The 25,798-nt window shown below is 70.5% G+C and carries 15 protein-coding genes and 1 CRISPR repeat array; of the genes, 11 read left to right on the plus strand and 4 right to left on the minus strand.

Going from position 1 to position 25,798, the window contains the following annotated elements:
* Positions 1 to 346: 346 nt before the first annotated feature.
* Positions 347 to 2,287: a phosphatase PAP2 family protein gene (locus NQ707_RS09725; RefSeq protein ID WP_404435623.1), complete on the plus strand. Its 1,941-nt coding sequence runs from the start codon at positions 347 to 349 to the stop codon at positions 2,285 to 2,287.
* A 30-nt stretch (positions 2,288 to 2,317) separates the two neighbouring features.
* Here the strand turns inward: NQ707_RS09725 and NQ707_RS09730 are convergent, their stop codons facing one another.
* Positions 2,318 to 4,162 (minus strand): thiamine pyrophosphate-binding protein, encoded by a 1,845-nt coding sequence (locus NQ707_RS09730; RefSeq protein WP_404435625.1) that lies wholly within the window; start codon positions 4,160 to 4,162, stop codon positions 2,318 to 2,320.
* Positions 4,163 to 4,324: 162 nt separating this feature from the next.
* On the opposite strand from NQ707_RS09730, the gene NQ707_RS09735 reads away from it, so the two are divergent.
* The gene (locus NQ707_RS09735; RefSeq protein WP_404435627.1) at positions 4,325 to 6,217 is read left to right on the plus strand and encodes an FAD-binding monooxygenase; all 1,893 of its coding nucleotides are present in this window, start codon (positions 4,325 to 4,327) and stop codon (positions 6,215 to 6,217) included.
* Between the two features lie 109 nt (positions 6,218 to 6,326).
* On the opposite strand, the gene NQ707_RS09740 is transcribed toward NQ707_RS09735, so the two are convergent.
* Positions 6,327 to 7,418, minus strand: a complete 1,092-nt coding sequence (locus tag NQ707_RS09740; RefSeq protein WP_404435628.1) for a Fic family protein — start codon at positions 7,416 to 7,418, stop codon at positions 6,327 to 6,329.
* A 304-nt stretch (positions 7,419 to 7,722) separates the two neighbouring features.
* On the opposite strand from NQ707_RS09740, the gene cas7u reads away from it, so the two are divergent.
* From cas7u to NQ707_RS09785, 9 genes are all read left to right on the plus strand, one after another.
* Positions 7,723 to 8,946, plus strand: a complete 1,224-nt coding sequence (gene cas7u / locus NQ707_RS09745) for a type I-U CRISPR-associated RAMP protein Csb1/Cas7u (protein ID WP_404435630.1) — start codon at positions 7,723 to 7,725, stop codon at positions 8,944 to 8,946.
* A gap of 4 nt (positions 8,947 to 8,950) precedes the next feature.
* Complete coding sequence (gene csb2, locus NQ707_RS09750; protein ID WP_404435632.1) at positions 8,951 to 10,543, plus strand: type I-U CRISPR-associated protein Csb2; 1,593 nt, start codon at positions 8,951 to 8,953, stop codon at positions 10,541 to 10,543.
* Positions 10,540 to 13,476 (plus strand): hypothetical protein, encoded by a 2,937-nt coding sequence (locus NQ707_RS09755; RefSeq protein ID WP_404435634.1) that lies wholly within the window; start codon positions 10,540 to 10,542, stop codon positions 13,474 to 13,476. Before csb2 ends, NQ707_RS09755 begins: the two co-directional genes overlap by 4 nt.
* On the plus strand, positions 13,473 to 14,561 hold the full coding sequence (locus NQ707_RS09760; RefSeq protein WP_404435636.1) for a hypothetical protein: 1,089 nt from the start codon (positions 13,473 to 13,475) through the stop codon (positions 14,559 to 14,561). The genes NQ707_RS09755 and NQ707_RS09760 overlap by 4 nt, the downstream gene beginning before the upstream one ends.
* Positions 14,558 to 16,174, plus strand: coding sequence for a CRISPR-associated endonuclease Cas1 (gene cas1, locus NQ707_RS09765; protein WP_404435638.1), 1,617 nt, complete (start codon positions 14,558 to 14,560; stop codon positions 16,172 to 16,174). Before NQ707_RS09760 ends, cas1 begins: the two co-directional genes overlap by 4 nt.
* The gene (cas2, locus tag NQ707_RS09770; RefSeq protein ID WP_129358099.1) at positions 16,171 to 16,473 is read left to right on the plus strand and encodes a CRISPR-associated endonuclease Cas2; all 303 of its coding nucleotides are present in this window, start codon (positions 16,171 to 16,173) and stop codon (positions 16,471 to 16,473) included. Before cas1 ends, cas2 begins: the two co-directional genes overlap by 4 nt.
* Positions 16,474 to 16,675: 202 nt before the next feature.
* A CRISPR array of direct repeats spans positions 16,676 to 19,950; the repeat unit is 35 nt; unit sequence CTCGCCTCCCCTTCGTGGGGAGGCCTTCGTTGAGG.
* A 164-nt stretch (positions 19,951 to 20,114) separates the two neighbouring features.
* Positions 20,115 to 20,945: a PTS sugar transporter subunit IIA gene (locus NQ707_RS09775; protein ID WP_129358100.1), complete on the plus strand. Its 831-nt coding sequence runs from the start codon at positions 20,115 to 20,117 to the stop codon at positions 20,943 to 20,945.
* Between the two features lie 45 nt (positions 20,946 to 20,990).
* Positions 20,991 to 22,568 carry a PTS ascorbate transporter subunit IIC gene (locus tag NQ707_RS09780; protein WP_404435640.1) on the plus strand — a complete coding sequence of 526 codons (1,578 nt, stop codon included), beginning with the start codon at positions 20,991 to 20,993 and terminating at the stop codon, positions 22,566 to 22,568.
* A 587-nt stretch (positions 22,569 to 23,155) separates the two neighbouring features.
* Complete coding sequence (locus NQ707_RS09785) at positions 23,156 to 24,430, plus strand: M20 family metallopeptidase (protein WP_404435642.1); 1,275 nt, start codon at positions 23,156 to 23,158, stop codon at positions 24,428 to 24,430.
* 147 nt (positions 24,431 to 24,577) lie between these two features.
* On the opposite strand, the gene NQ707_RS09790 is transcribed toward NQ707_RS09785, so the two are convergent.
* Together NQ707_RS09790 and NQ707_RS09795 are read right to left on the minus strand one after the other, a co-directional pair.
* Complete coding sequence (locus NQ707_RS09790) at positions 24,578 to 25,249, minus strand: GAP family protein (protein WP_196826329.1); 672 nt, start codon at positions 25,247 to 25,249, stop codon at positions 24,578 to 24,580.
* A gap of 64 nt (positions 25,250 to 25,313) precedes the next feature.
* Positions 25,314 to 25,721 (minus strand): cupin domain-containing protein, encoded by a 408-nt coding sequence (locus NQ707_RS09795; protein ID WP_129358104.1) that lies wholly within the window; start codon positions 25,719 to 25,721, stop codon positions 25,314 to 25,316.
* Positions 25,722 to 25,798: the final 77 nt, after the last annotated feature.

Below are 25,798 nucleotides of genomic sequence, written 5' to 3' on the forward strand. Positions count from 1 at the left end.
CGCGAGCCGGCCCGGTGCCGGGCTCCCTGTGGGACACACAGTACGGCCTCCAATCCGGTAGTTCAAGACCCTGTATCCAAATAAATGATATGTACTTCCAAGTGCGCGGGGCCGCGCCCCCGCCCCCCCCCCCCCCCCCCCCCCCCCCCCCCCCCCCCCCCCCCCCCCGCCGGGCGCGGCGCGGGCGGCCCCCCCGCCCCCCCCCCCCCCCCCCCCCCCCCCCCCCCCCCCCCCCCGCCCCGAATACGCTTCCCGGGGGTGGGCGGGGGCCGCCGGGCGGGGGTGTTCACCCGGGCTTCACCGAGGCTGGTGATGCGGTTCACCGACCGCGCTTAATCTCATCGCTATGCAACCCATCAGCATCCGCACCGCCGCCTCCTGCCCGCGCGGTCGCCGCTTCGGCGCCGCCGGGGCGCTGGCCGTCCTCGCCCTGAGCACCGCGATCGGCCCAGCACTGGCCGCACCCGCCGACGACACGACCCAGACCACCGCGACCCCGACCGCCGTCACCGCGACCTCCGCGCCTACCCTCGCGGCCGCCGCGACCACCGCCCCGGACGGCGTCGCCCCCATGGCGGAGTTCGAGCAGTGGTGGACCCCGGTGGCCTACGACGCCGCGGACCCGGCCGGGACCGCCTTCCGCGGCAGCGTCACCGAGGCCGGGGCCTCCGTGCTGAAGACCAACGACGAGCAGTACGCGGCCATCAACCACCGCGGCGCGGCCGACACCACCCAGGCCCACCGGGCGCTGATCGACGCGGACATGGACTGGACCGAGACCCTGCCCGACGCGCTGGGCCCGGTGCTCGGCGGGTACCTGGAGGACGGCGTCGCGCAGGGGAAGCTGCCCCTGACCACCGCCGTCGTGAAGGACTCCGGCTCCGCGATCAGCACCGGGGCGGCGAAGAAGCACTACAACTACCCCCGCCCCTACATGCCCGACCGCAGCCTCGGCGGGAAGAACGACCTGCGCGGGCTGGCCCCGGACCTGCACACCACCCGGGTGCCGGACTGGCTGGACCCCGCCACCGGGAAGCTGCACACCGCCAGCTACGACGCGATGCTCGCCGGGCACTCCCAGGCCTTCCCCTCCGGGCACACCACCTACGCCTACGGCATCGGGATCGGCCTGGCGATGGTCCTGCCGGAGCTCGGCCCGGAGATCCTGACCCGCTCCTCCGAGGCCGGCAACAACCGGATCGTGCTGGGCGTGCACTACCCGCTGGATGTGATGGGCGGGCGCATCGAGGGCCACCTGGGCACCGCGGCCCTGTACTCCGGTGACTACGCCCAGACCACCCTGGCCCCGGCCCGCGCCGAGCTGACCGACTACCTCACCCAGCGCTGCCAGGCGGCAGGCCTCGGCCAGACCCTCACCGCGTGCATCGACGCGACCCAGGCCAACGACTCCGGCGGGTACCGCAACACCTTCACCGACGCCGTCTCCGCAGCACCGGTCACCGACCGCGCCTCGGCCCTGCAGGCCTACCGGGCCCGGATGACCTACGGCTTCCCGGCCGTCGGCGCCACCGGCCAGGCCCCGCGGGTGCCCGCCGGCGCGGAGTCCCTGCTGGCCACGACCTTCCCGACCCTGAGCGCCGAGCAGCGCCGTCAGGTCCTGGCCGCCACGGAGATCCCCTCCGGCTCTGCCCTGGACTCCTCCTCCGACGGCTGGCAGCGCATCGACCTGCCCGCCGCGATGAGCTCCGAGGTGACCGTGGATGCCGCCGGGACCGTGACCTCGGTGGTCCCGGGCCAGGCCCGCGCCAGCGTGGTCCGCAGCGACCCCGCCCCGAGCCCGACGCCGACCGCCGAGCCGACGGCCACACCCACCGCCGGGCCCACCGCGTCCCCGACGGCGGAGCCCACCGCGCCCCCGACGGCCGCTCCCACGGCTGAGCCCACCGCCTCGCCGAGCACCGGACCGAGCGCCGCGCCCTCCGCGAGTGCGAGCCCCTCGACCCCCGCGAGCCCGGAGCCTTCCGCGAGTGCGGCCGTGGCCCCCGTGCCGGGCGGCGGTGACGCCGGGAACCGCGGCGGCGGCAGCGGGACCGGCGACGGCTCCGGCTTCACCCTCAGCGGCACCTCCGGGAACGGCGGCGGCACCTGCGACTCCCCGGCGGGCGGCGTCGGAAGCAACGGTTCCGGCACCTACGGCTCGGGCGGCACCGGGCTGGCCTCCACCGGCGTCGATGCGGCCGGGACCCTCGGGATCGCCGGGGGGACGATCCTCGCCGGGGCGCTGCTGACCGCACTGGCGCGGCGTCGTCGGACCCGCGCTTCCTAGCCGCCCACCCCACCAGCGTTTCGGCCCGGATCAGGGGCGGCGGGTGCGGGCGCCCTTCGCCTGGGCCAGGACCTCCCGCATGTGCGGGGCCATGACCGCCCCGGAGATGCGGCAGTCCAGGGCGTAGACGCCGTCGCACCCAGCCTCGGCCCAGCGCTGGAAGTCCGCGAGGTCCTCGAGGGTGCGCACCACCCGGGAGCGGGCGCCCAGGGCCCCGAGGATCCCGGCGAAGTCGATCTCCGGGATGCGCATCGGCGCCTCCGCCAGGCCCCGGGAGCCGTACTGGTGAATCTCGGCCCCGTAGGCGCCGTCGTTCATCACCACGATGACGCCGCGCCGGGCCGTGCGGATGAAGGTCTCCGCGTCCGCGATGCCCATCAGGCCGCCGCCGTCGCCGGTGACCAGCACCGAGACCGCCTCCCCCGCGCCCGCGTTGACCCCGGCCGCGGCCGGGAAGCCCAGGCCGATGGACTGGAACTGGGTGCCGAGCATGATCATCCGGTCCGGGGCCGTGACCGGCAGGTAGGTCACGGCCCATTCGATGAAGTGCCCGCCGTCGATGCTCACGATCCGCTCGGCGGGCAGGGCCGCGTCGATGCGGCGCATCAGGCTGCGCGGGTCCAGGCGGCCGTCCGGGGCCAGCGGGTCGCCGTCCGGGCGGGCGGCCGGGTCGGCATCGGCGACGACGGGGCGGCCCGCGGATTCGGCGGGATCGGCAGGAGATGCGGCCGCGATCGCGGTCCGGACGGCCTGATCGACCTCGGCGGGCCCGGCCTCACCGCGGTCGGCGGGATCGGCGTCGGGCGCGGACCTGGAGTCGACCAGACCGCGGGCGGCGTCGTCGTCCTCCAGCAGGCTGCGCAGGGCGGCCAGGGCCGGGACGGTCTCGGCCCGCAGGTGCTCGCCCACCCGGGGGTGGGTCGCGGCGGAGGCGAGGTCGATCTGCAGCACCTGCGCCTCGGCGCCGAAGGAGCGGCCGAAGGACATCGTGAACTGGTTCAGCCCCGCGCCCACCACCAGCACGACGTCGGCCGCCCGGATCCGCTCGGCCGAGCCGGCCGCCGCGAACCCGCCGCAGATCCCCAGGTCCCGGTACCCGGTGGTCTCCCCCGCCGCGGGGGTGAAGGTGCCCTGGGCGGGGGCGGTGGTCGCGACGTCGGCGCCCAGGAGGCCGGCCACGACCCGCAGGTCGGCTTCGGCGCCGCGGGCTCCCCGCCCGGCGAGGATCAGGGGTCGCTCGGCCCCGCGCAGAGCGTCGGCGAAGCGCTCCACGGCCGCCTCCTCCGGGGCGGGCAGCGCGTGCGCGGGGAGGCCGAGCTCGGGGATCCGGGCGCCGTCGCCCTGGACGGGGGCGGCGACGAGGTCGTAGGGGATCGCCAGGACCACGGGGGTCCGCTCGGTCAGCGCCCGGTGCACGGCCCGCACGGCCGTGGCCCCGGCGTCGTCGGCGGAGACCATGAGGGTGGGGGCGCCGAGGGCGGCGGCCGCTCCCACCTGGTCCACGTCCCAGGGGCGCGGACCCGAGGTGGGGGCGTCCCCGGCCACCAGGACCAGCGGGGTGCGCGACTGCGCGGCCTCGGCCAGGGCGGTGAGGGTGTTGGTGAATCCGGCGCCGTAGGTCGCGGTGGCCACCGCCAGGCGGCGGGTGACCCGGTGGTAGGCGTCCGCCGAGGCGACGGTCGCGACCTCGTGGCGCACGGGGATGACGCCGGGGCCGAGGCGCTCGAGAGCGTCGACGAAGAAGGAGTTGCCGTTGCCCATCAGCCCGAAGAAGGCCCCGGCGTGGGGGATCAGGGCGCGGGCGATGACCTCGGAGACGGTCTGGTCCGGGCGCTCCTCCGGAGCGGAAGGGCGCAGGGCGGCGGAAGCTGGCACGGGGTCTCCTCGGTTCTCATCCTCGAGCGGGTCCTTACGGATCCGGCGGGCGGGACCTTGCCCCTCCCCGGTGGATTGTATATGATCCGAGTCATCTATGACGCACGCCACTGTCGGCGCGCCGTGGCGACGATGATGTCGGTCCAGGGAAAGAGGTCCACCATGCACTTCCACCAGCACGGATACGTCTCCGAGGACCCCCGCACCCAGCGGGCGCGCGGGCACGGGCTGGACCGCCCGACCGAGCTGCCGGAGGAGACGGACGTGCTGATCGTCGGCTCCGGGCCGGCCGGGATGATCGCCGCGGCGCAGCTGGCACAGTACCCGGAGGTGGACGTGCGGATCATCGAGCAGCGGGAGGGGCGCCTGGAGATCGGGCAGGCCGACGGCATCCAGGCCCGCTCCGTGGAGACCTTCCAGGCTTTCGGCTTCGCCGACGAGGTGATCGCCGAGGCCTACCACATCACCGAGATGTGCTTCTGGAAGCCGGATCCGGACAACCCGGAGCACATCATCCGCACCTCCCGCACCCCGGATGATCCGACGGGCGTCTCCGAGTTCCCGCACCTGATCGTCAACCAGGCGCGGGTGCTGGACTACTTCGCCGAGTTCGCCCGCCGCTCCCCCGGGCGGATCACCCCGGACTACGGGGTCCAGTTCCTCGGCCTGGAGGTGCAGGAGGAGGGCGAGCGGCCCGTCGTCGTGCGGGTGAAGCACACCGCCGGCCCGCGGGCGGGCGAGGAGCGCACGGTGCGTGCGAAGTACGTCATCGGCTGCGACGGCGCCCGCTCCGGGGTGCGCCGGGCGATCGGCCGGAAGCTCGAGGGGGACGTGGCCAACCACGCGTGGGGCGTGATGGACGTGCTGGCCAACACCGACTTCCCGGATCTGCGCACCAAGTGCGCGATCTCCTCCCGGCACGGCTCGATCCTGCACATCCCGCGGGAGGGCGGGCACCTGGTGCGCATGTACGTGGACCTCGGGGAGGTGCCGGCCGATGACGAGCACCGGGTGCGCCAGACGAGCATCGAGGAGATCATCGACCGCGCCAACCGCATCCTCACCCCGTACACCCTGGACGTGCGCTCGGTGGCCTGGCATTCGGTGTACGAGGTGGGCCACCGGCTCACGGACCACTTCGACGACGTCGACGACGCCGAGCGCGGCACCCGCTGCCCCCGGGTGTTCATCACGGGGGACGCCTGCCACACCCACTCCGCCAAGGCCGGGCAGGGGATGAACGTGTCCATGCAGGACGGGTTCAACATCGCCTGGAAGCTGGGGCAGGTGGTCTCCGGGAGGTCTCCGGCGGCGCTGCTGGACACCTACTCCGGGGAGCGGCAGGAGATCGCGAAGAACCTCATCGACTTCGACCGCGAGTGGTCCACCCTGATGGCCACCCCGGCGGATCAGCTGCCGGATGCCTCCTACCTAGAGGACTTCTACGTGAAGACCGCCGAGTTCCCCGCCGGGTTCATGACCCAGTACCGGCCCTCGCTGGTCACGGCGTCGGTCGCGTCGGGCTCCCGGCAGGAGCTGGCGGAGGGGTTCCCCGTGGGGAAGCGGTTCAAGTCCGTGCGGGCCAACCGGCGGTGCGATGCCTTCCCTGTGCACATCGGGCACGAGACCGTGGCCGACGGTCGCTGGCGGCTGTACGTGTTCGCCGACGCCGCCCACCCGGAGGCCGAGGACTCCGGGGCCCGGGCGCTGTCCGACTGGCTGGTGGGGTCCCCTGATTCTCCGTTCGTGCGGCATCGGCGGGAGGGCGAGGACTTCTCCGCGCAGATCGAGCCGGTGGTGGTGTACCAACAGGAGCACACGGAGTTCGAGATCACCGACGTCCCGGAGGCCTTCCGCCCGCGGGTGGGTGAGCTGGGCCTGGAGTACTGGGACCGGGTCCACGCGAGCCTGCCGGGCGAGGATGCGTTCTCGGAGCGGGGCATCTCCCGCGAGGGTGCCGTGGTGGTGGTGCGCCCGGACCAGTACGTGGCCGGGGTGTTCGCCCTGGACGACGTCGCCGGGATCGCGCGGTACTTCGACGGGGTGCTGGTGTAGGGGGCAGGGGCGGCCCGGCACCCGAGGACGTGTAAAGATCTCCGGGGATTTTTTACACGTCCCGGGAACGTGCCAACTCGCTTGTCATATGCCCCGGGTGCGAGCCGCCTCAGACTCCGCGCAGGATCTCCAGGAAGCCGGTGTTGACGTAGAGCTTCTCCCGCCCTGCCTGCTCGACGGCGAGCTGCCCGGCCCCCTGCAGTATCGCGAGGTACTTGGTGGCTGTGGGCCGGGAGACCTCGCACCGGGTCATGACATCGGCGATCCGGCAGTAGGGCTGCTCGAAGAGCACCTCCGCGAAGGTCGCCGGCACGTGCACGCCCAACAGGGCGCGGATGCTGTCCGAGAGGTGCAGCTGGTGCTCCTGGATGCGCTTGATCTTCCCGCGCGTGGAGCTCGCCGTGCTCCGGAAGGCTTCGATCATGAACAGGATCCACTCCTCCCACGCACCCTGCTCGGTGACCTGGTTGAGCAGCCGGTAGTAGCTGCCCTTGCGTTCGATGATCGCCCGGGAGACGTACTGGACCGGCCGGCTCAGCAACCCGGAGGCCACCAGCTGGAGGACGTTGAGGATGCGCCCGGTGCGACCGTTTCCGTCCGGGTACGGATGGATGGCCTCGAACTGGTAGTGGGCGACGGCGATGCGCACCAGGGGATCGAGGTCCAGCCCGTCCGCGCCGTTGACGAAGGCCGTCCAGTCGTCGAGCTTCTCCCGGATCACGGACTCGCCTTCCGGAGGCGTGTAGATGCGCTTCTGGGTGCTCGGGTTGCCGATGAAGGTGCCCTGGTCCGCGCGCACCTCGGTGCTGACGCCGCGGATCTGGGTGCAGATGGCGGCGGCGATGGAGGCCGTGATGAGCCCTTCCCGACGCCGCATCAGCTCCAACCCGGCGAACAGCGCCTGGCGGTAGCGCATGGCCTCGCGGGTGGCGGGGCTGGCCTCGGCCGCCAGGGTCTCGGCCCGGAAGAGCTCGTCCGTGGTGGTCACGATGTTTTCGATCTCCGAGCTCGCCTGGGCCTCCAGCAGCGCCAGGGAGTGGATGAAGACCTGGGGGTTGGGCAGCGCGGAGAGGCTCTCCTCCAACCCGGCCAGCTCGGCGCGCGCAGCGATGAGGGCGCGCAGCACCGGTGCCGTCTCCAGCTCGACGTCGGGCGGCAGTCCGGGGAGATCGTTGTGGGGATGCTCGGGAGACCAGGGCATCGGAGGCTCCTCACGGTGGGCGGGAAGCAAAGAGGCGGGACGGCGATGAAGCGGGGCCGATCGGCACCCGGAGAGCAATCCACCCCCAACGAAGGCCGCCCCACCTGGTTGGCACTCTACGCGGGGGAGGCGACCCCGCCTCCCACACCCTTCCACCGTTAATTTCATCTACTGGATTGTTCTACTGGTTCCCAGGGACTACTTCTATTGCACACAGTCGGAAAGGGTGTTACCGTTCACATCAAGCGCCGAGGCCAGCGACCCGACGCCCTCACCACCCACGCTGAGACTCCGAGGAGATCCCATGACCGAGAAGCTGACCTTCGACCACCTTCTGACAGTCTGCTCCGCCGGAGGAGCCACCGCCCTGACCATCCGGACGGACCTGGCCCCCGCCGGCGGTGAGCACGCCACTGTGGCTCCGCCACGGTACGTCTCCGGCGGAAACACCCCGACCTTCGCCTTCGAGACCCGCTTCATCGACGGAGCACCGGTGAATACGGTGATCCTGGATGCCAAGCAGTCCGTCAGCAACCGAGACGAGATGGCGGTCCTCCAGGCTCGGCAGGATGAGGACTCCCCCGCCCACGAGGTGCTCTCCCGTGTGCCGACCATCCAGGTGTCCTACGAAGGGGGGACCTACACGGACCTCGAGGTCCCGGCCCGCGCCTACGAGGGCCACTTCCGCGCCGGGACCATCGACGGAACCCCGGCCACCCACCACGAGAAGTACCTGGCGGTGCGCAACGCCTCCCCCAGCAATGCCGCGGCCGTGTTCACCACCTCCCCCACCACCGCTCTCTACGGGGGCTGGGACGCCACCCGGAAGTCGAACCAGGCTCGCTTCCGCACCGCATTCACCGGTGAGGTCATCGGAGTCACCGCGGAGCAGCGAGAGGGCTATGCCACCGCCTCTCCCACCCGCGGCGCAGGGCGCACGGACGTCATCTCCCCCAGCGTGAAGCTGGATGCCAAGACCCTCGAGAGCATCGTCGCCGGTCAGAAGGACGAGCTCTCCGCGACCAACCTCGGGAAGATCGAGGCCCAGGTCAAGAAGGCCAAGGACAAGCCGATCTCCCTGGCCGCACTGGGCCTGGGCAGCATTCCGCCGAGCGTGGATCAGAACCTCGGCGGTGTGGCGTGCTCCCGCATCATCCGCACCCGCGTGCTCTCCTTCGCCGCGCTGCGGCAGCTGCGTTTCGGCGGCACCGCGGCGGCTGATGCCGCCCACCGGGCGGTGCTGGCGGCCTACGGTCTGCTCGCCTCCGCGCTCTCCGAGAGTGAGCTGGTGCTGCGGGCCAACTGCGACCTGGTGGAGGACGACGCGCCGAACGTGGTGCTGGACCAGCGTCGGGGGAAGAAGCTCGAGCTGGCGCCCATCGAGGTGGAGGACGGCGTCGCCCTGCTGGAGCAGGCCCTGGCTCACCTGAAGGAGGTGGCCGGCGTCGAGTGGAACGGGGAGGTCCTGGAGATCACCGGGAACTCGGCGATCACCGCTTCGGCATCCACGGATGAGCCGGAGGCGTGAGCCGATGACCTCCGCCATCGCCGCCGAATTCCCGCATACGGTCTATCGGGGCCACGGGCCCAGCGGGTCCGCCGAGCCCCTGCCCACCCCGGTCCGCCTGTACTCCGCTCTGGTCCATGCCGCCTACACCGGCGCCACCGCCGTGCCGGATCCGAAGGACCCCCGCCGGCTGCGCCCGTCCGAGGACGCCCTGCGCGCCCTGGCCTGGGTGGAAGCCAACCCTCCGGACTGCCTGGAGGTCCCCGAGGTCCTGCCGGTCTCCACGGCGGATCGCGCGGCCTACCGGGACGAGGGGTGGCTGGAGAAGGAGGCGGCCTCCAAGAGCATCCGCAACAAGAAGTCGAAGAAGCCTCTCTCCGACGGCTTCACCCTCGGGGACCGCATCGCCTGGGGGTGGCAGAGCACGGACATCCCCGAGGATGTGGCCCTGGCCCTGGATGCGCTGTGCGCCGATATCGGCCACCTCGGGGAGACGGACAGCCCGGCCTTCCTCGGGGTGGTGGGCGATCTGGAGCCGACGCACCTGCTCACCCCCGCTCCCACCCCGCAGGACCTCCGCCTGGGGACGGTCCTTCCGGTGGCTGCCGAGGGGCGGCGGCACATCCTGGACGCCTGGCATGACTCCCTGAATCCCACGGGAAAGAAGGCCCTCAAACCGGAGAAGTCCGCCTGGACCGCTCCGCCCCCGCCGCCATCCGCACCGAGGGACGGGGTCCGCCGAGCGCTGTACTCGCCGGTGGACCGGGAGGTCGTGGATGCCCCGTGGGAGATCGTGCTGCTCCTCCAGGTGACGGGGCTGAATCCGGATCTTTCCCCCGCGCACCGGGTCCGACTGGCGACGGCGGCTCACCGCAGTCTCGTCCGCCTCGCGGGGCAGGGGGAGATCAGTCCGCTGCTCACCGGCGTGGGCGGTGCCGGGCGGGCGCTGGCGAACGGTCTGGCGATCCACCTGCTCGACGAGGAGCAGAGCCGCCGCACCGCAGCCGGGGTCCGTGCCAGCCATCTGGCGATCATGGTGCCGCACGGCGCTACGGGCGAGGACATCGACCAGGTGCTCTCCGCCGCGGGCAGGCTGCGCAGGATCTACGACCGGGACGCCGGGGCGCTGAGCATCGTGGAAGGGTCCGAGCGGATCCTGGACGGCGCCTCCCTCTGGGCCGAGCCGGCGGATGGAACCGTCCGCCGGTGGAAGACCCAGAGCCCGGCCGTCGCGGAGCGGCGGACCAAGCGCCTGGGGTCCCTGTCCGACCTGGACGTCACGGTGCTGTGGAGCCTGGGCAACGTCTTCCGGGACCTGCGCCGCGAGGACCTGATCGAGGACCGGACCCCGGCGGAGCGGCTCCTCGCCACCGCTGCCGCGATGAGTGACGACGAGGACACCGCCTCCCTGAGCACCCGGCACCACGTCACCACCGCCCCGTATCGCCTGGTGCACCGCACCAACGGTCGGATGCCCATCCGCCCCTATGACGCCGAGCTGCACGCTCCCGGCTTGCTCTCGCAGAGCGGCGTCGTCGCCCTCGGGCAGAGCAGACACCTCGGCGGAGGCCTGCTCCTGCCGGAGGATATTCCATCCACTGAAGGAGGAGGACGATGAGCCTCACCATCGAGCGCTTCGACGAGTTCTTCGCGGCCCTGCACGGGCAGGACCGCGTACCTTACCGCTGGCAGCGCGAGCTCCTGGAGCGGCTGCTGTCCACCGGGCGCTGGCCCCAGCAGCTGGACATCCCGACCGGCGGCGGCAAGAGCACCGCCATCGAGATCCACGTCTTCGCCAACGCCGTCGCCCAGCAGCGTACGGAGGAGGGTCGGGAAGATGCCCCTCGTGTTCCGCGGCGGCTGAGCATGATCGTGGCCCGGCGGGCCGTCGTGGATGACCACCTGACCAGAGCCTCCACCCTCATGGAGGCGCTCGATCACGCTCAGGGCGGCATCCTCGCCGAGGTCCGCGACCTCCTGGTGCGCCGCGGGTACCCCACCGACATCCGCAACGAGGAGAAGAGGGCGCTGCGGGTCCACCTGCTGCGCGGCGGGTCAGCCGCCGTCACCGGTGACGGCTCCCTGGGCAGGCGCCGCGACGAGTGGATCCACCATCCGGCGGCCGTGCAGATCCTGTGCGGCACCCCGGACATGATCGGATCGCGTCTGCTCCACCGCGGCTACGGCGTCACCTCCCGGGCCCAACCGAGGTCCGCCGGCCTGCTCGGGTACGACCACGTGGCCGTGCTGGACGAGGCGCATCTGAGCCGGCAGCTGCTGGACACGTTCCGGCGGGTCAGCCGCATGTGCGGGCGCTGGAATCCGGCCACCGCCGAGGTTCCCGCTCTGCAGGTCTGCGCCGCGACCGCCACCCACGTTCCAGCTGACCAGGGCCCGGGCGGGCGGGAGGACGCGGTACAGGAGCGCATCAGTCTGGACTGGGACCAGCTGGAGGAGCCCCTGGCCAGGATCCTCACTCAGCCCAAACCCGTGGAGTACCTGGGGCTGGAGGGCTGGAACAGCGGAACGAAGAAGGCGCTGGCTGACCACGCCTCCCTTGTCCTGGAGCAGGTGGAAGCGCTGCGCGCAGAATCCTCCGGGACCATCGGCGTCGTGGTCAATCGGGTCAAGACGGCGGTGGAGATCCAGGAGCTGGCCCACCGCAGCGGGCTGCGCACCAGGCTGCTCGTCGGCCCCCAGCGCGTCGGCGAACCCCGTGACCTGCGCTTGGAGGAGGCGGATCTGGTGGTCGCCACGCAGACCATCGAGGTCGGCGTGGACGTGGACTTCGCGGGGATGGTCACGGATCTGGCTCCCGCCTCCGCGCTCATCCAGCGTGCGGGCCGGGTGAACCGTCGAGGTGAGCGCGCGCAGGGGCGCGTCATCGTGATCGGGCCGGAGGGCTCCGGGGCGGTTCCTCCGCCCGAGGCGCTGCCTTATGAGGGAGATGACCTGCGTCAGGCTCGGGAATGGATCCGGGGGCTGTCTCAGGATCCCGCGGGGATCAGCCCCCGGGCGCTGCGGGATCGGGCCATCCCCGCTACGGCCCCGGACCGCCCGGTGCTCTCCCATCTGGGTGATGCGGACGCCCGCCTGCTCAGCCGCACCAGCGAAGACCTCTTTGCGGAACCGGATCTGACCTTCTGGCTGCGGGACAGCCTGGACAGCGATGAGCAGGAGGTGCGGGTGATCGGTCGGACGCTCCCCAGACTCGACCAGAACCTGGATCCGGGGCTGCAGGGCGAAGTCGTCGACGCCGCATATCAGCTGCTGCATCAGCTGGAGTATGAGGATCAGGAGATCTACCCCAGCACCCCCGCCTGGGTTCGAGCGGTGCTCACCAGGAAGGGCATGGACCCGGTGCATCAGGCCTGGGTCCAGCGGGACGGCGAATGGACGCTGCTCCGACCCGGCAGCAGTGAGGGTCTGCCTCACGCGGTGGCCGCAAGCGGCTTCCCGCTGCGCGGCGGGGATCTGGTGGTGCTGGATGCCGCATTCCCCTGCACACTGGGGATCTCCGCCGATGAGGCCGCCGGGGCCCAGGGTCCGGGGACCGTCCTCCTGCCTGAAGGAGATCGTCCTATCGGGGATCACAGCCACCCCGAGGCCTTGGGGGTCTGGACCTTCCTGCACCAGATTCCCGCGGTTCCCGCGGATCAGGAGACGGAGGAAACCCGCATCTGCCGTGCCGCAGGTGAGGCGGAGCCGGACGAGGACGGGCGGATCGCCGTCGAAGACCTCCCTCTCCGGGATGGCCTCCCGGAGGGTGCCTACGACGTGCTCCTCGGCCCCGTCATCGAAGCCACCGAAGGGGAACCGGCCTGGGTGACCTGCACGATCCGACGGGAAGCCGTCCAGGATGAGCGTCTGGCGCTGTCGGAGGGCGGGCAAGACCCAGAGCCGGTGCTGCTGGAGGACCATCAGGAGGATGTGGCGGTTCGCGCGAAGGCGCTGGGTGAGCTCCTCGCCCTGCCGCCGTTCGTTCGAGATGCCCTGCGCGAAGCCGGCCTGAAGCACGACGCCGGCAAGAAGACGTCGGCATTCCAGACGCGGCTGTTCCTCGGCGGCAACCATCGGGGAGAGGGTCTCAGCGCACAGGAACGCGGAGACTTCCGAAAGAAGCAGCGAAAGATGAGCTACGCGAAATCCGAGGGTCTGCTGCCGCTGTCCCGCACCCAGGCGGATCCCGTTCCGAAGGGCTGGCGCCACGAGATGGTCTCCGCCGCGATGTTCTGGGCGGACCAGACGGTGGGGAACCCCGCCGTCCTGCCGGAGACCGCCGGCCAGACGGAGCTGACGGCCTGGCTGATCGGCACCCATCATGGCTTGGGTCGGTGCGGTTTCCCCGTCGGGGTAGCCCAGCTGCTGGGCGTTCTCTCCGCCGAGGAGAGGCAGGACGGCGTCGAGGAGGCGGTGCGGCTGCTCTACGGCGTCGGCCTCTGGGAGGACCTGGCCGCTCTCATGGAGCGGACCTTCGGGCCCTGGGGCGCGAGCTACCTGGAAGCGCTGCTGCGAGCGGCGGACGTCACGATCTCCCAGGAGGGACGATGACACGGATCACCATCACCGGAGACCACCAGACCCTGCTGACCCACGCGGCGCTGTGGGGGACGGCGATGATCCTCACCGAGGACCTCGGACCGTCCCGTGTGCGTGCGGGATGGCTGGATGAGGATGGGTCGGCTGCGCTGCTCAATCCTCAGGCCGTCATCGAGGCGGACGGGGTCTCCGAGATCGAGATCGGCCGGATCATCCAGGGGCTGGCGCTGCGGGTCTCAGCCAGCGAGCACTGGGCGTCTCAGGTGGCCTGGCGCGACGCCAAGGAGCACACCGTGAGCCTGCTGACCCCTCGCACGGGTCTGCCGAAGTTCAAGGACCTCTCTGGTGAGGCTCCCGGATGGTGGCAGCAGCTGGAGGATCGTCGCGCGTCGATCATGGCGGAGCTCACCCCGCTGGAGCAGGAGCTGGTGCGCGGCCTGGGCGAACGCTCCTGGTGGCTGTCCGAGCCCTCCGGGCTCCGCCCTGATCTGGGGGCCTCACCCTGGGAGATGAAGACGCGCAACCGCGGCGAGGAGTTTCTGAAGAATCGCTTCCTGCCCCTGGCGGCCGAGGTCGCGACGTGGGATCCGGAGAAGATCATCGCCGGGCTGACTGGCGAGTCCCGGGACGACGCCGTCGGGGGGAATAAGGCCGAGTCCCGGACGGCGACGGGCTTCGCCCCTCCCGGGCCGTGTGACAACGCGCTGGCGTGGTGCGCCCTGTGGGGGATGGCCATGCAGCCGCCGTTGCATCGGACCCAGCCGAGCAATCCCCACGGCAAGGGCCTAGTACGCCCCCGCCCCTCGTCCTTCGCGGGTCGGGTGACCGGGGCGCAGGGCGAGGACGGGAAGGAGCGGCTGCTCACGGTGATGCCCGGGCAGCTGATCTCTCCGATGCGGTGGGCGAGACTCCAGCGCAGCGCGCCCCTGGTGCGATTCCCGGCGAGGAAGGATGTGGATCCGGCGGTGGCGGAGACGGCCCAGGCCCGTCTCGCTGAAGAGGGGGCGGCGGCCGTCGTGCTCTTCGAGGTGTCCCGATCGGACAACCCCAGTGCCCCCGAGCGCCGGGCGGAGACCGGGGTGGTGACGATCCTATGACCGTCGAATCCCTGGAGGAGGATGACTCGATCCCCATCGGCTGGGTGGCTCATCATCAGTTCTGTCCGCGGCGGGCGTGGTTGGAAGCCAGTGGGGAGCGCATCCGCCAGTCCTCGCAGATCGAGCAGGGGCATTTCGATCATCGACGCGCCCACGATCCGAATGCCAGCGATCACGGGACGGCGCGAGGCATCGATGTCCGCTCCCCCTCTTTGGGCATCCACGGGCGCATCGACGTGGCTGAGGGCGACCCGGAGACCGGGGTGGTGCTGGTGGAGTACAAGGCCACCCCGGTGCGGCGGATCCCCGAGGTCACCGTGGCCAACCGCATCCAGCTGACACTCCAGCGGAAGGCCCTGGAGGAGGCCGGTGTTGCGGTGCTCGATCAGGCGGTGTACTTCACCGGACACAAGCGGCGGGTCTTCGTGGAGCTGGATGATGCGGATGAGGCCGCGGCCCGGCAGGCTGTGGCGGCCACCCGCGCCACCGTCTCGTCTTCCACGGCTCCTGAACCCTTGGAGGATGATCCCCGGTGCCGCAGCTGCTCTCACGCATCGATCTGCCTTCCGGAGGAGCGGACCTTCCGGGAGATCCAGCGGAGGATCCTGGTCCCTGACCCGGAAGGAGCGGTGCTTCATGCCGCGACCTATGGGTCCAGAGTCTCGCTCTCCTCGGGGCGGGTGCTGGTGAAGAAGTGGGATGAGCAGCTGGCGTCGGTGCCGATTGAGAAGGTCCAGGCGATGGTGGTTCACGGAAATGTGGATCTGTCCGGTGCGATGATCCGCGAGTGCCTGTGGCGGAACCTGCCCATCGTCTGGTGCACAGGCTCCGGCAGGGTGGTCGGGTGGTCCCAGACGGCCCGCACGGCGAACGGCTTGGCGCGGGTGGAGCAGCATGTGGCCAGCGCTCGCGGGGACCTGGCGCTGGCGGCGCAGTTCATCACGGCCAAGATCGCCAATCAGGCGACGATCGCGCGTCGTTACGGTGCCCCGGAGACCGCCGTGAAGCGGCTCCGGGCTCTGCAGCGAGAAGCGCTTTCGGCGATCTCGCTGACCGCGCTGATGGGTGTCGAGGGTCAGGCCGCGGCGGTGTATTTCGAGCAGGTTCCGCTGTTCCTCGGCGGCTTCGAGAACCAGCCGTGGTTGGGGAGGTTCACCGGCCGGGTGGGGCGCGGCGCGGTGGATCCGGTGAATGTGGCGCTGAACTATGCCTACGGCATGCTCACTGCGGAAGCCATCCGCGCCGTGGCCGCCTGTGGCCTGGATCCCCACGCGGGTTTTCTCCACAGCAGCGGCCGCAACAAGCCTGCTTTGGCACTGGATCTGATGGAGGAGTTCCGGGCGCCGGTGGCGGACTCGGCGGTGTTCAGGGCGTTCAACAACGGGGAGCTGCGGGAGGAGTCCTTCGACGTCAGTCTGGGGTCAGCCCGGCTGACAGATCAGGGACGCAAGGCCATCATCCGGGCGGTGGAGCAGCGAATCACCGCGCAGTTCCGACATCCGCTGTTCGGCTATTCGGTGACGTGGCGACGAGCGCTGGAGATCCAGGCCCGACTCGTCCTTGGCGTGATCGACGGAACTCAGCCGACGTACCGCGGGGTGGTCACCCGATGAGCCGGGATGATGTCCGCCGGTATCTCGTCACCTATGACGTGGCTCAGGACCGGCGCCGAACCCGGCTGGCGAAGGAGTTGGAGCACTACGGGGACAGGATCCAGTACAGCGTATTCCTCTTCGACGTCTCACCGGCGGCGATGCTGCGACTGAAGACGGAGATCCTGGATCTGGTGGATACGGGGGAGGATTCCGTGCTGATCTGTGATCTGGGACTGAAGTCCGAGGTCTCCGACAAGAACTTCCAGTACCTGGGAGTGGAGCGTCCGATCACGGACGACTCCGTGATGATCTTCTGACGGCCCTGGTGCGTACTCGAGGAACCGCGAGCGCTCCGGCGGTAGCGGATCCTCGGCGAGCCGTCGCGCCACTGCTTTCCCCGGTATTCCGCGGCGGAGCGCCCCATCCCGGGGTGACACGGCCGGCTTCCGCTAGGCTGTGGAGCGAGCGCTCGCATGACCCTCGGTTTCCCATAGTCAGACCGCGTCAATTTCGGTCAGGCTCGCCTCCCCTTCGTGGGGAGGCCTTCGTTGAGGCTCCGTCGGCCTGGACGGGGACTACGGGTCCGGGCACACCTCGCCTCCCCTTCGTGGGGAGGCCTTCGTTGAGGCGATCACGCGGGCACCCAGCGGGTGCCCCGGCCACGCTCGCCTCCCCTTCGTGGGGAGGCCTTCGTTGAGGCTCGAAGCATTGGACCCATCAGAAGGAGTTGACCCAGATCTCGCCTCCCCTTCGTGGGGAGGCCTTCGTTGAGGCCAGTCCGCCCAGCGGTGGGCCGATGACCCCGATGACCTCGCCTCCCCTTCGTGGGGAGGCCTTCGTTGAGGCCAGTCCGCCCAGCGGTGGGCCGATGACCCCGATGACCTCGCCTCCCCTTCGTGGGGAGGCCTTCGTTGAGGCTCGGGGTCAGCAGGTCTACGGCCTACGCCTACGTGCGGCTCGCCTCCCCTTCGTGGGGAGGCCTTCGTTGAGGCAACTGGAAGGGGCGGGGTCTTCTGCGACGCGGCTCTCGCCTCCCCTTCGTGGGGAGGCCTTCGTTGAGGCCTGTGTGCTTTTGGTAGCGGGACCCGGGTAGCCTGCAACTCGCCTCCCCTTCGTGGGGAGGCCTTCGTTGAGGCCACCGACTCCCCCAGCCCGGCCAGGTGCGGCCCTGCTCGCCTCCCCTTCGTGGGGAGGCCTTCGTTGAGGCGTTGTGACCCCATCGAATGGTTTTATCAGGGCATCATTCTCGCCTCCCCTTCGTGGGGAGGCCTTCGTTGAGGCTGGCTCAATCGGGAAACCGAAGATTCGCCGGTCCGGACTCGCCTCCCCTTCGTGGGGAGGCCTTCGTTGAGGCTCCAGGACAAGGCAGCAGGGTCCACTGAGGAGCAGCTCGCCTCCCCTTCGTGGGGAGGCCTTCGTTGAGGCAGCATCGGAGAAGACGCCTACCTCTCCATCAACCGCCCTCGCCTCCCCTTCGTGGGGAGGCCTTCGTTGAGGCGAGCTGCCTCCGCCGCCGCCGGAGTACCCCGTGATCTCGCCTCCCCTTCGTGGGGAGGCCTTCGTTGAGGCGAAGGAGACACGAGTGGAGGCGTTCCTGATCGGCCCCTCGCCTCCCCTTCGTGGGGAGGCCTTCGTTGAGGCAGAGCCTCTCGTAGAGGTCCCTGATCCGGTCCCGGCTCGCCTCCCCTTCGTGGGGAGGCCTTCGTTGAGGCTGAACAGAGGGATGGAGATCCCTCACGGGGAGGTCGACTCGCCTCCCCTTCGTGGGGAGGCCTTCGTTGAGGCATCCCTATATGGCCTAGTCAGAGTGGTCTCCACGCGCTCGCCTCCCCTTCGTGGGGAGGCCTTCGTTGAGGCACGGCGGGCAGGGGTTCCTCGGTCATGGGGTCTCCATCTCGCCTCCCCTTCGTGGGGAGGCCTTCGTTGAGGCTGGGTGCCGTTCTGCCCGAAATCCTGGGACACGCGACTCGCCTCCCCTTCGTGGGGAGGCCTTCGTTGAGGCTCCGGGACGGAGCGGGCTGGTATATCCGGGGGACCCTCGCCTCCCCTTCGTGGGGAGGCCTTCGTTGAGGCCCCGTAGTCGATGAGCCCGTCGACGGCCCACTTCAGCTCGCCTCCCCTTCGTGGGGAGGCCTTCGTTGAGGCGCGGAGATCGTGTCCGGGTTGTCTCGCGGGCGGGCGGCTCGCCTCCCCTTCGTGGGGAGGCCTTCGTTGAGGCTGCTCGAGGGGGTCGAATTCTCCGCGGAGGGCCGCGCCTCGCCTCCCCTTCGTGGGGAGGCCTTCGTTGAGGCGATTCCCTCATGGAATCGTTCGATGATCCACCCGACTCGCCTCCCCTTCGTGGGGAGGCCTTCGTTGAGGCCGGGCATCGGTGACGTTCACCGGGGTCACCCCGAGGCTCGCCTCCCCTTCGTGGGGAGGCCTTCGTTGAGGCCCCTCATAGGGCTCTCCGGTCATGTGCGCACGGTTCCTCGCCTCCCCTTCGTGGGGAGGCCTTCGTTGAGGCGGGCCCGCAGCGCCCCACAGCGGCCTCTCTCGCACCTCGCCTCCCCTTCGTGGGGAGGCCTTCGTTGAGGCCGGCGCCCGGCAGCAGGTTAGAGACCGTCCACGGGCCTCGCCTCCCCTTCGTGGGGAGGCCTTCGTTGAGGCGCGCGAGTCTCGACGGCGGACCAGAACCTGGAGGGACTCGCCTCCCCTTCGTGGGGAGGCCTTCGTTGAGGCTCCAAGGACTTCAACGGGGTCACGCACAAGCTGGGCTCGCCTCCCCTTCGTGGGGAGGCCTTCGTTGAGGCACCCTCGAGCGGAAAGCCTACGACGCGAAGGGCAAGGGCTCGCCTCCCCTTCGTGGGGAGGCCTTCGTTGAGGCGGGGATTTCACGGCCACGGGCCCCATCGTGTGCTCCTCGCCTCCCCTTCGTGGGGAGGCCTTCGTTGAGGCGCCGGCCAGTCCGCAGCAGAGTGGGCCGATGCCTACAGCCGCTCGCCTCCCCTTCGTGGGGAGGCCTTCGTTGAGGCGTTTGGGAGGTTTCCAACGGACCCATCCCGGACGGCTCGCCTCCCCTTCGTGGGGAGGCCTTCGTTGAGGGCTGGCGGAGCGGGCGCAGGCCGGGGCTACCACGGCCCTCGCCTCCCCTTCGTGGGGAGGCCTTCGTTGAGGGGTCCACTGATAACCGCGCCTACTGAGGCGCTGAAAGCTCGCCTCCCTTTCGTGGGGAGGCCTTCGTTGAGGGACGGGGACGAGCGCCCCACCCACACGCGCCCAGCTCGCCTCCCCTTCGTGGGGAGGCCTTCGTTGAGGGATCGTGGCGTCGGCCGGGATGTTGAGGGCATGCGACTCGCCTCCCCTTCGTGGGGAGGCCTTCGTTGAGGGGTCCTGCTGTACCACTTCCCCCGCCTGGGGGACTCTCGCCTCCCCTTCGTGGGGAGGCCTTCGTTGAGGGGGCGTCGTCGGGGGTGCCGGCGCGGCCGCGGCGGCTCGCCTCCCCTTCGTGGGGAGGCCTTCGTTGAGGGCTCGGCGCGTGGGTCCACGCGCACTTCGACACGGTCTCGCCTCCCCTTCGTGGGGAGGCCTTCGTTGAGGGAGCCAGTTCCAGACCGGCGCGAGGAACGTCTGGACCTCGCCTCCCCTTCGTGGGGAGGCCTTCGTTGAGGGCGCGCGCTTTCCGAAGCCGTGTTGCGAGAAGGACTCTCGCCTCCCCTTCGTGGGGAGGCCTTCGTTGAGGGTCGGAGGGTGGCTTGGTCCGCCCGGCCCTGTTCGACCTCGCCCCCCCTTCGTGGGGAGGCCTTCGTTGAGGAAATGTCGACGCCGAGGTGCAGGTAGCACACGCGACCCACGCTCCCCTTTAGGGGGAGGCCTTCGCCCGTTCCAACAGCCGGACGCACCTCAGGCATCGTCGACGTCCGCCACAGTAGAATCGAAGCCACAACGACGTGCGCCACCGAGCAAGGAGCGATCAGCGATGGTCCGCCTCAGCGACCTCATCTCCGTCCCAGCGATCCAGTTGGAGGTCGATGCCGAGGACTGGCGCAGCGCCATCCAGCACGCCGGAGCGCTCTTGGCCGACGTCGGCGTCGCCGGGCCGTCCTACACCCAGGCCATGGTCGACGTCGTCGAGGAGCACGGGCCGTACATCGTCATCACGCCCGGCTTCGCCCTGGCTCATGCCCGACCGGACGCCTCGGTGACCGCCACCGGCCTGTCCTTCGTCCGCCTGGCCGCACCCGTGCGCTTCGGTCACGCCTCCAACGACCCCGTCACCATCGTGATGGCGCTGGCCGCACAGGACCCTGGCGCCCATCAGCAGGCTCTCGCCTCCCTCGCTCAGGTCCTGGGTGATACGCAGAAGAGAGCCGCCCTGGACGACGCCGCCACCCCGGAGGAGGTTCTCGAGGTCTTCGCCTCAGCCCCCACACGAGCTCCCAGCACCGGAGCACCGCGGCAGCACAGCGCACAGCAGAGGCCGACGCCGGATGACCCCGCCGCATCCGGCGACACCATCCCCTCCAAGAACCTGCTGCTCACGGTCTGCGGCAACGGCCTGGGCACCAGTCTCTTCCTCAAGAACACCACCGAGCAGGTCCTGGACCGCTGGGGCTGGTCCCCGTACCTCTCCGTCGAAGCCACCGACACCATCTCCGCCAAGGGCCGAGCCAAGGAAGCCGACTTCCTCCTCACCTCCGGGGCCATCGCCCAGACGCTGGGGGATGTCGGCGTGCCCGTCGAGGTGATCGAGAACTTCTCCTCCCAGGAAGAGGTCGACGCCGCCCTGCGCCGCCGCTACGCCATCTGAGGTCCCCCGGCACATCCGTACCACCCGCCAACCGGAGCACACCCCATGAACGTCCTCATCGCGATCAGCCAGTTCATCGTCAATGAGATCCTCAGCGTCCCCGCCTATCTGATCGGCATCATCACGGCAGTCGGCCTCATCGCGCTGCGGAAGAGCGCCGGCCAGGTAGTCGGAGGCGCCATCAAAGCGGTGCTCGGATTCCTCCTCATCAGCGCCGGAGCCACCCTCGTCACCGCCTCCCTGGACCCACTCGGGACCATGATCCAGGGGGCCCTGGGCGCCCAGGGAGTGGTCCCCACCAATGAGGCCATCGCGGGGATTGCTCAGCAGGAATACGGCGCCCAGGTGTCCTGGCTGATGATCCTCGGGTTCTTCGTGGCCATCCTCCTCGCCCGATTCACGCCCCTGCGCTACGTGTTCCTCACCGGACACCACCTGCTGTTCATGGCCACGCTCATCACCATCGTGATGGCCTCCGCCGGGATGCCCGGGACGCTCGTCGTCTGCCTGGGCGCGGTGCTGCTGGGCATCCTGATGGTCGCTCTGCCCGCTCTCGCGCAGCCCTGGACCCGCAAAGTCACCGGTGACGACTCCATCGCCATCGGGCACTTCGGCACCGCCGGATACATCGCCTCCGGAGCCGTGGGGCGCCTCGTGGACCCCCGTGGCAAGAGCCGCTCCACCGAGGACATCAAGGTCCCGGAAGGGCTGCGGTTCCTCCGCGATTCCATGGTCGCCACCGCGCTGTCCATGGTGGTCATGTACGTGATCGTCGCCGTCATCTACCTCGTCCGAGCCGGATCTGAGACCGCGTTCCAGGCCTTCGACGGCGGAGCGACCGACGTCGGTAATTACATGATGCTCTCGGTGACCCAGGGGCTGCAGTTCGGCATCGCCGTGGCCGTCATCCTCTTCGGGGTGCGCACCATCCTCGGTGAGCTGGTACCGGCCTTCCAGGGGATCGCCGCCAAGATCGTCCCCGGCGCCATCCCCGCCCTGGACGCCCCCATCGTGTTCCCGTACGCGCAGAACGCGGTGCTCATCGGATTCCTCTCCAGCTTCGCCGGAGGCCTGATCGGGCTGCTGCTGCTCGGCACCGTCTTCGGCCCGATGTTCGGCCTCGCCCTGATTCTGCCCGGACTGGTCCCCCACTTCTTCACCGGCGGTGCCGCCGGCGTCTACGGCAACGCCACGGGCGGACGACGCGGCGCCGTCGCCGGGGCCTTCGTCAACGGCCTGCTCCTGACCTTCCTGCCGGCGCTGCTGCTCAAGGTCCTGGGGTCCTTCGGCTCCGCCAACACGACGTTCGGAGACACCGACTTCGGGTGGTTCGGCATCCTCATCGGCTACGGAGCGAAGCCCGGGGTGGTCCTCGGATCGATCATCCTCATCATCATCGGTATGGTGCTGCTCGGCGCCGCCATCCTCGTGCAGAAGCGGCTCGTGGACCGCCCCTGGGACCCGGCACCGGCCCGCGCCTCGGCACCCGGCGGAGACACCGCCGAGATCACCGGGGATACGGCGGAGACCGGCGCACCGACCGCCCGGCCTGAAACCGACGCCGCAGATCGCTACCCCCGCATCGCCCCGCCGGCCGGTGCCCCGACACCGCCGTCGGCCTGAGCATCTCTGAACGCAGGAGATCCTTACGAATCACGGCGTTCTCCAAGGGAAGGGAGCGCGGACCTCTCTGTTCATGTACAAGCGCGTGCGCGTCTCAGAGGACCGCTAGCAGGGGAGGAGCGGGGCCTAGGAAACGAGCGACACTGCATCCAGATGCAGGATATCCCTCAACGAAGGGCCCCGCTCCACCCATACAGCCTAGAGCAGGTCGTCACCCAACCCAGGAAGGGGAGGCTGGATTCCATACTTCCCCGGATTGCCCTTCCGCATCCGTCTCACTGACTCCTCCGAGATCCCGTGCAGAAGCGCGGCTGCGACGTTGGTTGCCTTGTCCGAACGGAACAGCGGTCCGAATAGCATGCAAAATTCCACGCAACGTCCTCGCGTCGCCGAGTCGATCCGCCTCGCCATGAGCTTTCCTCCATCTTCGACCGCGAGCCGGCCCGGTGCCGGGCTCCCTGTGGGACACACAGTACGGCCTCCAATCCGGTAGTTCAAGACCCTGTATCCAAATAAATGATATGTACTTCCAAGTGCGCTCCCCCGCGCCCCGACCCCCGAAACACCAGCCCGCTACCATCACCCCCATGCCGCACATCACCCCCGCCAACGACACCACCTCCACCACCGACACAACCCACCCCTCCCCAGCCTTCCTGCCCGCCGCCGAGACCATCGGCCCCGAGCTGCGGGCCTTCCGCCGGGAGCTGCACCGCCAGCCGGAGCTGGGCACCCACCTGCCGTGGACGCAGCAGCGGGTGCTGGAGAAGCTGGAGGTCCTGCCCCTGGAGATCACCACGGGCCGATCCCTCACCTCCGTCACCGCGGTGCTGCGCGGGCAGGGTCGGCCCGCCGCCGCATCCGCTGACACCACCACCCGCCCCGCCGTCCTGCTGCGCGGGGACATGGACGGGCTGCCGGTCCTCGAGGACTCCGGGGAGGAGTTCGCCGCCGCCACCGGCACCATGCACGCCTGCGGGCACGACCTGCACACCGCCGGGCTGGTCGGGGCCGCGCGGATCCTCAGCGCCCACCGGGACACGCTGGCCGGCGACGTCGTGTTCATGTTCCAGCCGGGCGAGGAGAACCCGGGCGGCGCGCTGCCCATGATCGAGGAGGGGGTGCTCGACGCCGCGGGCCCGCGCGTCGTCGCCGCCTACGGCTTCCACGTGCACCCCGGTCGGCGGGGCACCTTCCAGTACCGACCGGGCACCTACATGGCCGCGGCCAACATCCTGGGCATCACCGTGCACGGGGCCGGCGGGCACGGCTCGCAACCGCACAACGCGCGCAACCCCGTGCCGGCCGCCGTCGAGATCGCCGCCGCCCTGCCGGCGAGGATCCAGCAGACCTTCCCGGCCACGGAGCCGGTGGTCGCGACCATCACGCAGCTGCGCGCCGGCGGGGCCGCGGAGAACGTGATCGGGGACGAGGCCTTCATCGGCGGGTCCGTGCGCACCATGGATCGGGCGGGCACCCAGCGGTTCGGGAGCATGGTGGAGGAGCTGGCGCAGGGCATCGCCGCGGCCCACGGCTGCACGGTCACGGTGGACTTCTCCGAGCTGTACCCGGCCACCATCTGCGACCCGGCGGAGGCCGACTTCGCCGCGCGGAGCCTGCGGGGTCTGCTGGGGGAGGATGCCGTGACGCAGCGGGAGCACTCCCGGATGGGGTCCGAGGACTTCTCCTACGTCCTGGAGCAGGTGCCGGGCGCGTTCCTGCACGTCGGCGCCTCCTACCCGGACGAGGACCCGGCGGCCTCGCCCACCAACCACTCCGCGCGCGTCCGGTTCGACGACGCGGTCCTGCCCGTCATGGCCGCGGGCCTGGCCCAGCTCGCCCACGACCGCCTGGCCGGGTGAGCCGGTGCGCCTGACGAGCCGAGCCAGCCGGTTTGGGAGGGGTTTCGACGTTTGGGAGCGTTCTCGAGGCTCCCACACACCAAAACCGCTCCCAAAACGCCCACCCGCCCAACCCCGGCCCCGCCCCAGAGAGCGAGCGCAGCCGACTCACCCCACCGCGGCCAGCACCAGGAAGACGACGCCGGCCGCGGCCAGCAGGATCGCCACGGCCGGGCGGATGTCCTGGCGAGCCGCCCACGCGGAGCCGGTGCGCACGGCCCGGGCGGCGCGGGGGAACGCGCCCCACGCCCAGGCGGCCAGCAGGTACGGCCCGACCACCCCGAGAAGGAACACCAGGTACAGGAGCACCTCGACCCACAGGTGATGGTGCCCGGCCCCGCGGATGGCCCGCCCGGCCACGTACATGGTGGCGGGGCCACTGAAGCCGATGAACGTGTTGGCCAGCCCGATCAGCACCATCCGGGAGGGTCGGGCGTCCCCCGGGGACGGCGGGCGGTGGGGTTTCAGGGGTCGGCGGGAGCGGTGCCACTGCCAGGCGGCCAGCAGCAGGAACACCAGGCCCGCGGCGAGGTCCACGCCGCGGCGCACCAGCAGCTCTCGGGTGCGGTCCTCCAGCAGCCGGGCCAGCACATCCGGGTCCACGGCGCGGAACGCGAACATCAGGATCGTCGCCCCCAGAACGATGCCGAGGGTCAGCCACCGGATCAGTCGGGCGGGCCGGTTCTCGGTGGTCAGCAGGTGCAGCACGACGGCGTACATGCTGGGGCTGAACCCCATGACCAGTCCCAGCCCCACCAGGGACGCTCCGGCGGCGACCATCGCCCCTCACCCCGCTCTCCTCGACGTCGCGCACCATCATGGCAGACGGGGGCGGGCACCGGGGTCAGCTCTTCGACGCCGAGCCCGGGTCCGCCTGATGCGGCACCGTCTCCGGCGCGCCGGTCAGCATGGTCAGCAGCAGCACGGCTGAGATCTCCCCGTCACGGGGGTTCGACGCGTCGTCGTCCGGGCGGTCCACACGATGCGTGACGTGTGCGGGCAGGTGCACCACCGTGCCGGGGTCCAACCGCTCGGTGCGTCCGCCCCAGGTGAAGTCCAGGGTGCCGCGCAGGCACTGCACCGTGATCGGGTGCGCGGCCCGGTGCTCGGGCAGACTCTGCCCCGGGGCGAAGGCGAACAGGATCAGATTCGCCCCGGCTCCCTGCAGCACGCGGGCCACTGCAGGGCGAGGACGGCCGGGGTCCGGAACGGGGGCGGCGTCGAGCAGGTGGACAGCGGTTCCGGAGCTCATCTGCGCCTCCTCGAGCTCAGCCCGACCCTGCGCAGAAGCTCGGCGTGGCTGTTGCGCACCGGGGCCGCGTCCTGGAA

It is taken from the genome of Rothia sp. BD8 (genome assembly GCF_044878465.1).
Lineage (GTDB): Bacteria > Actinomycetota > Actinomycetes > Actinomycetales > Micrococcaceae > Rothia > Rothia kristinae.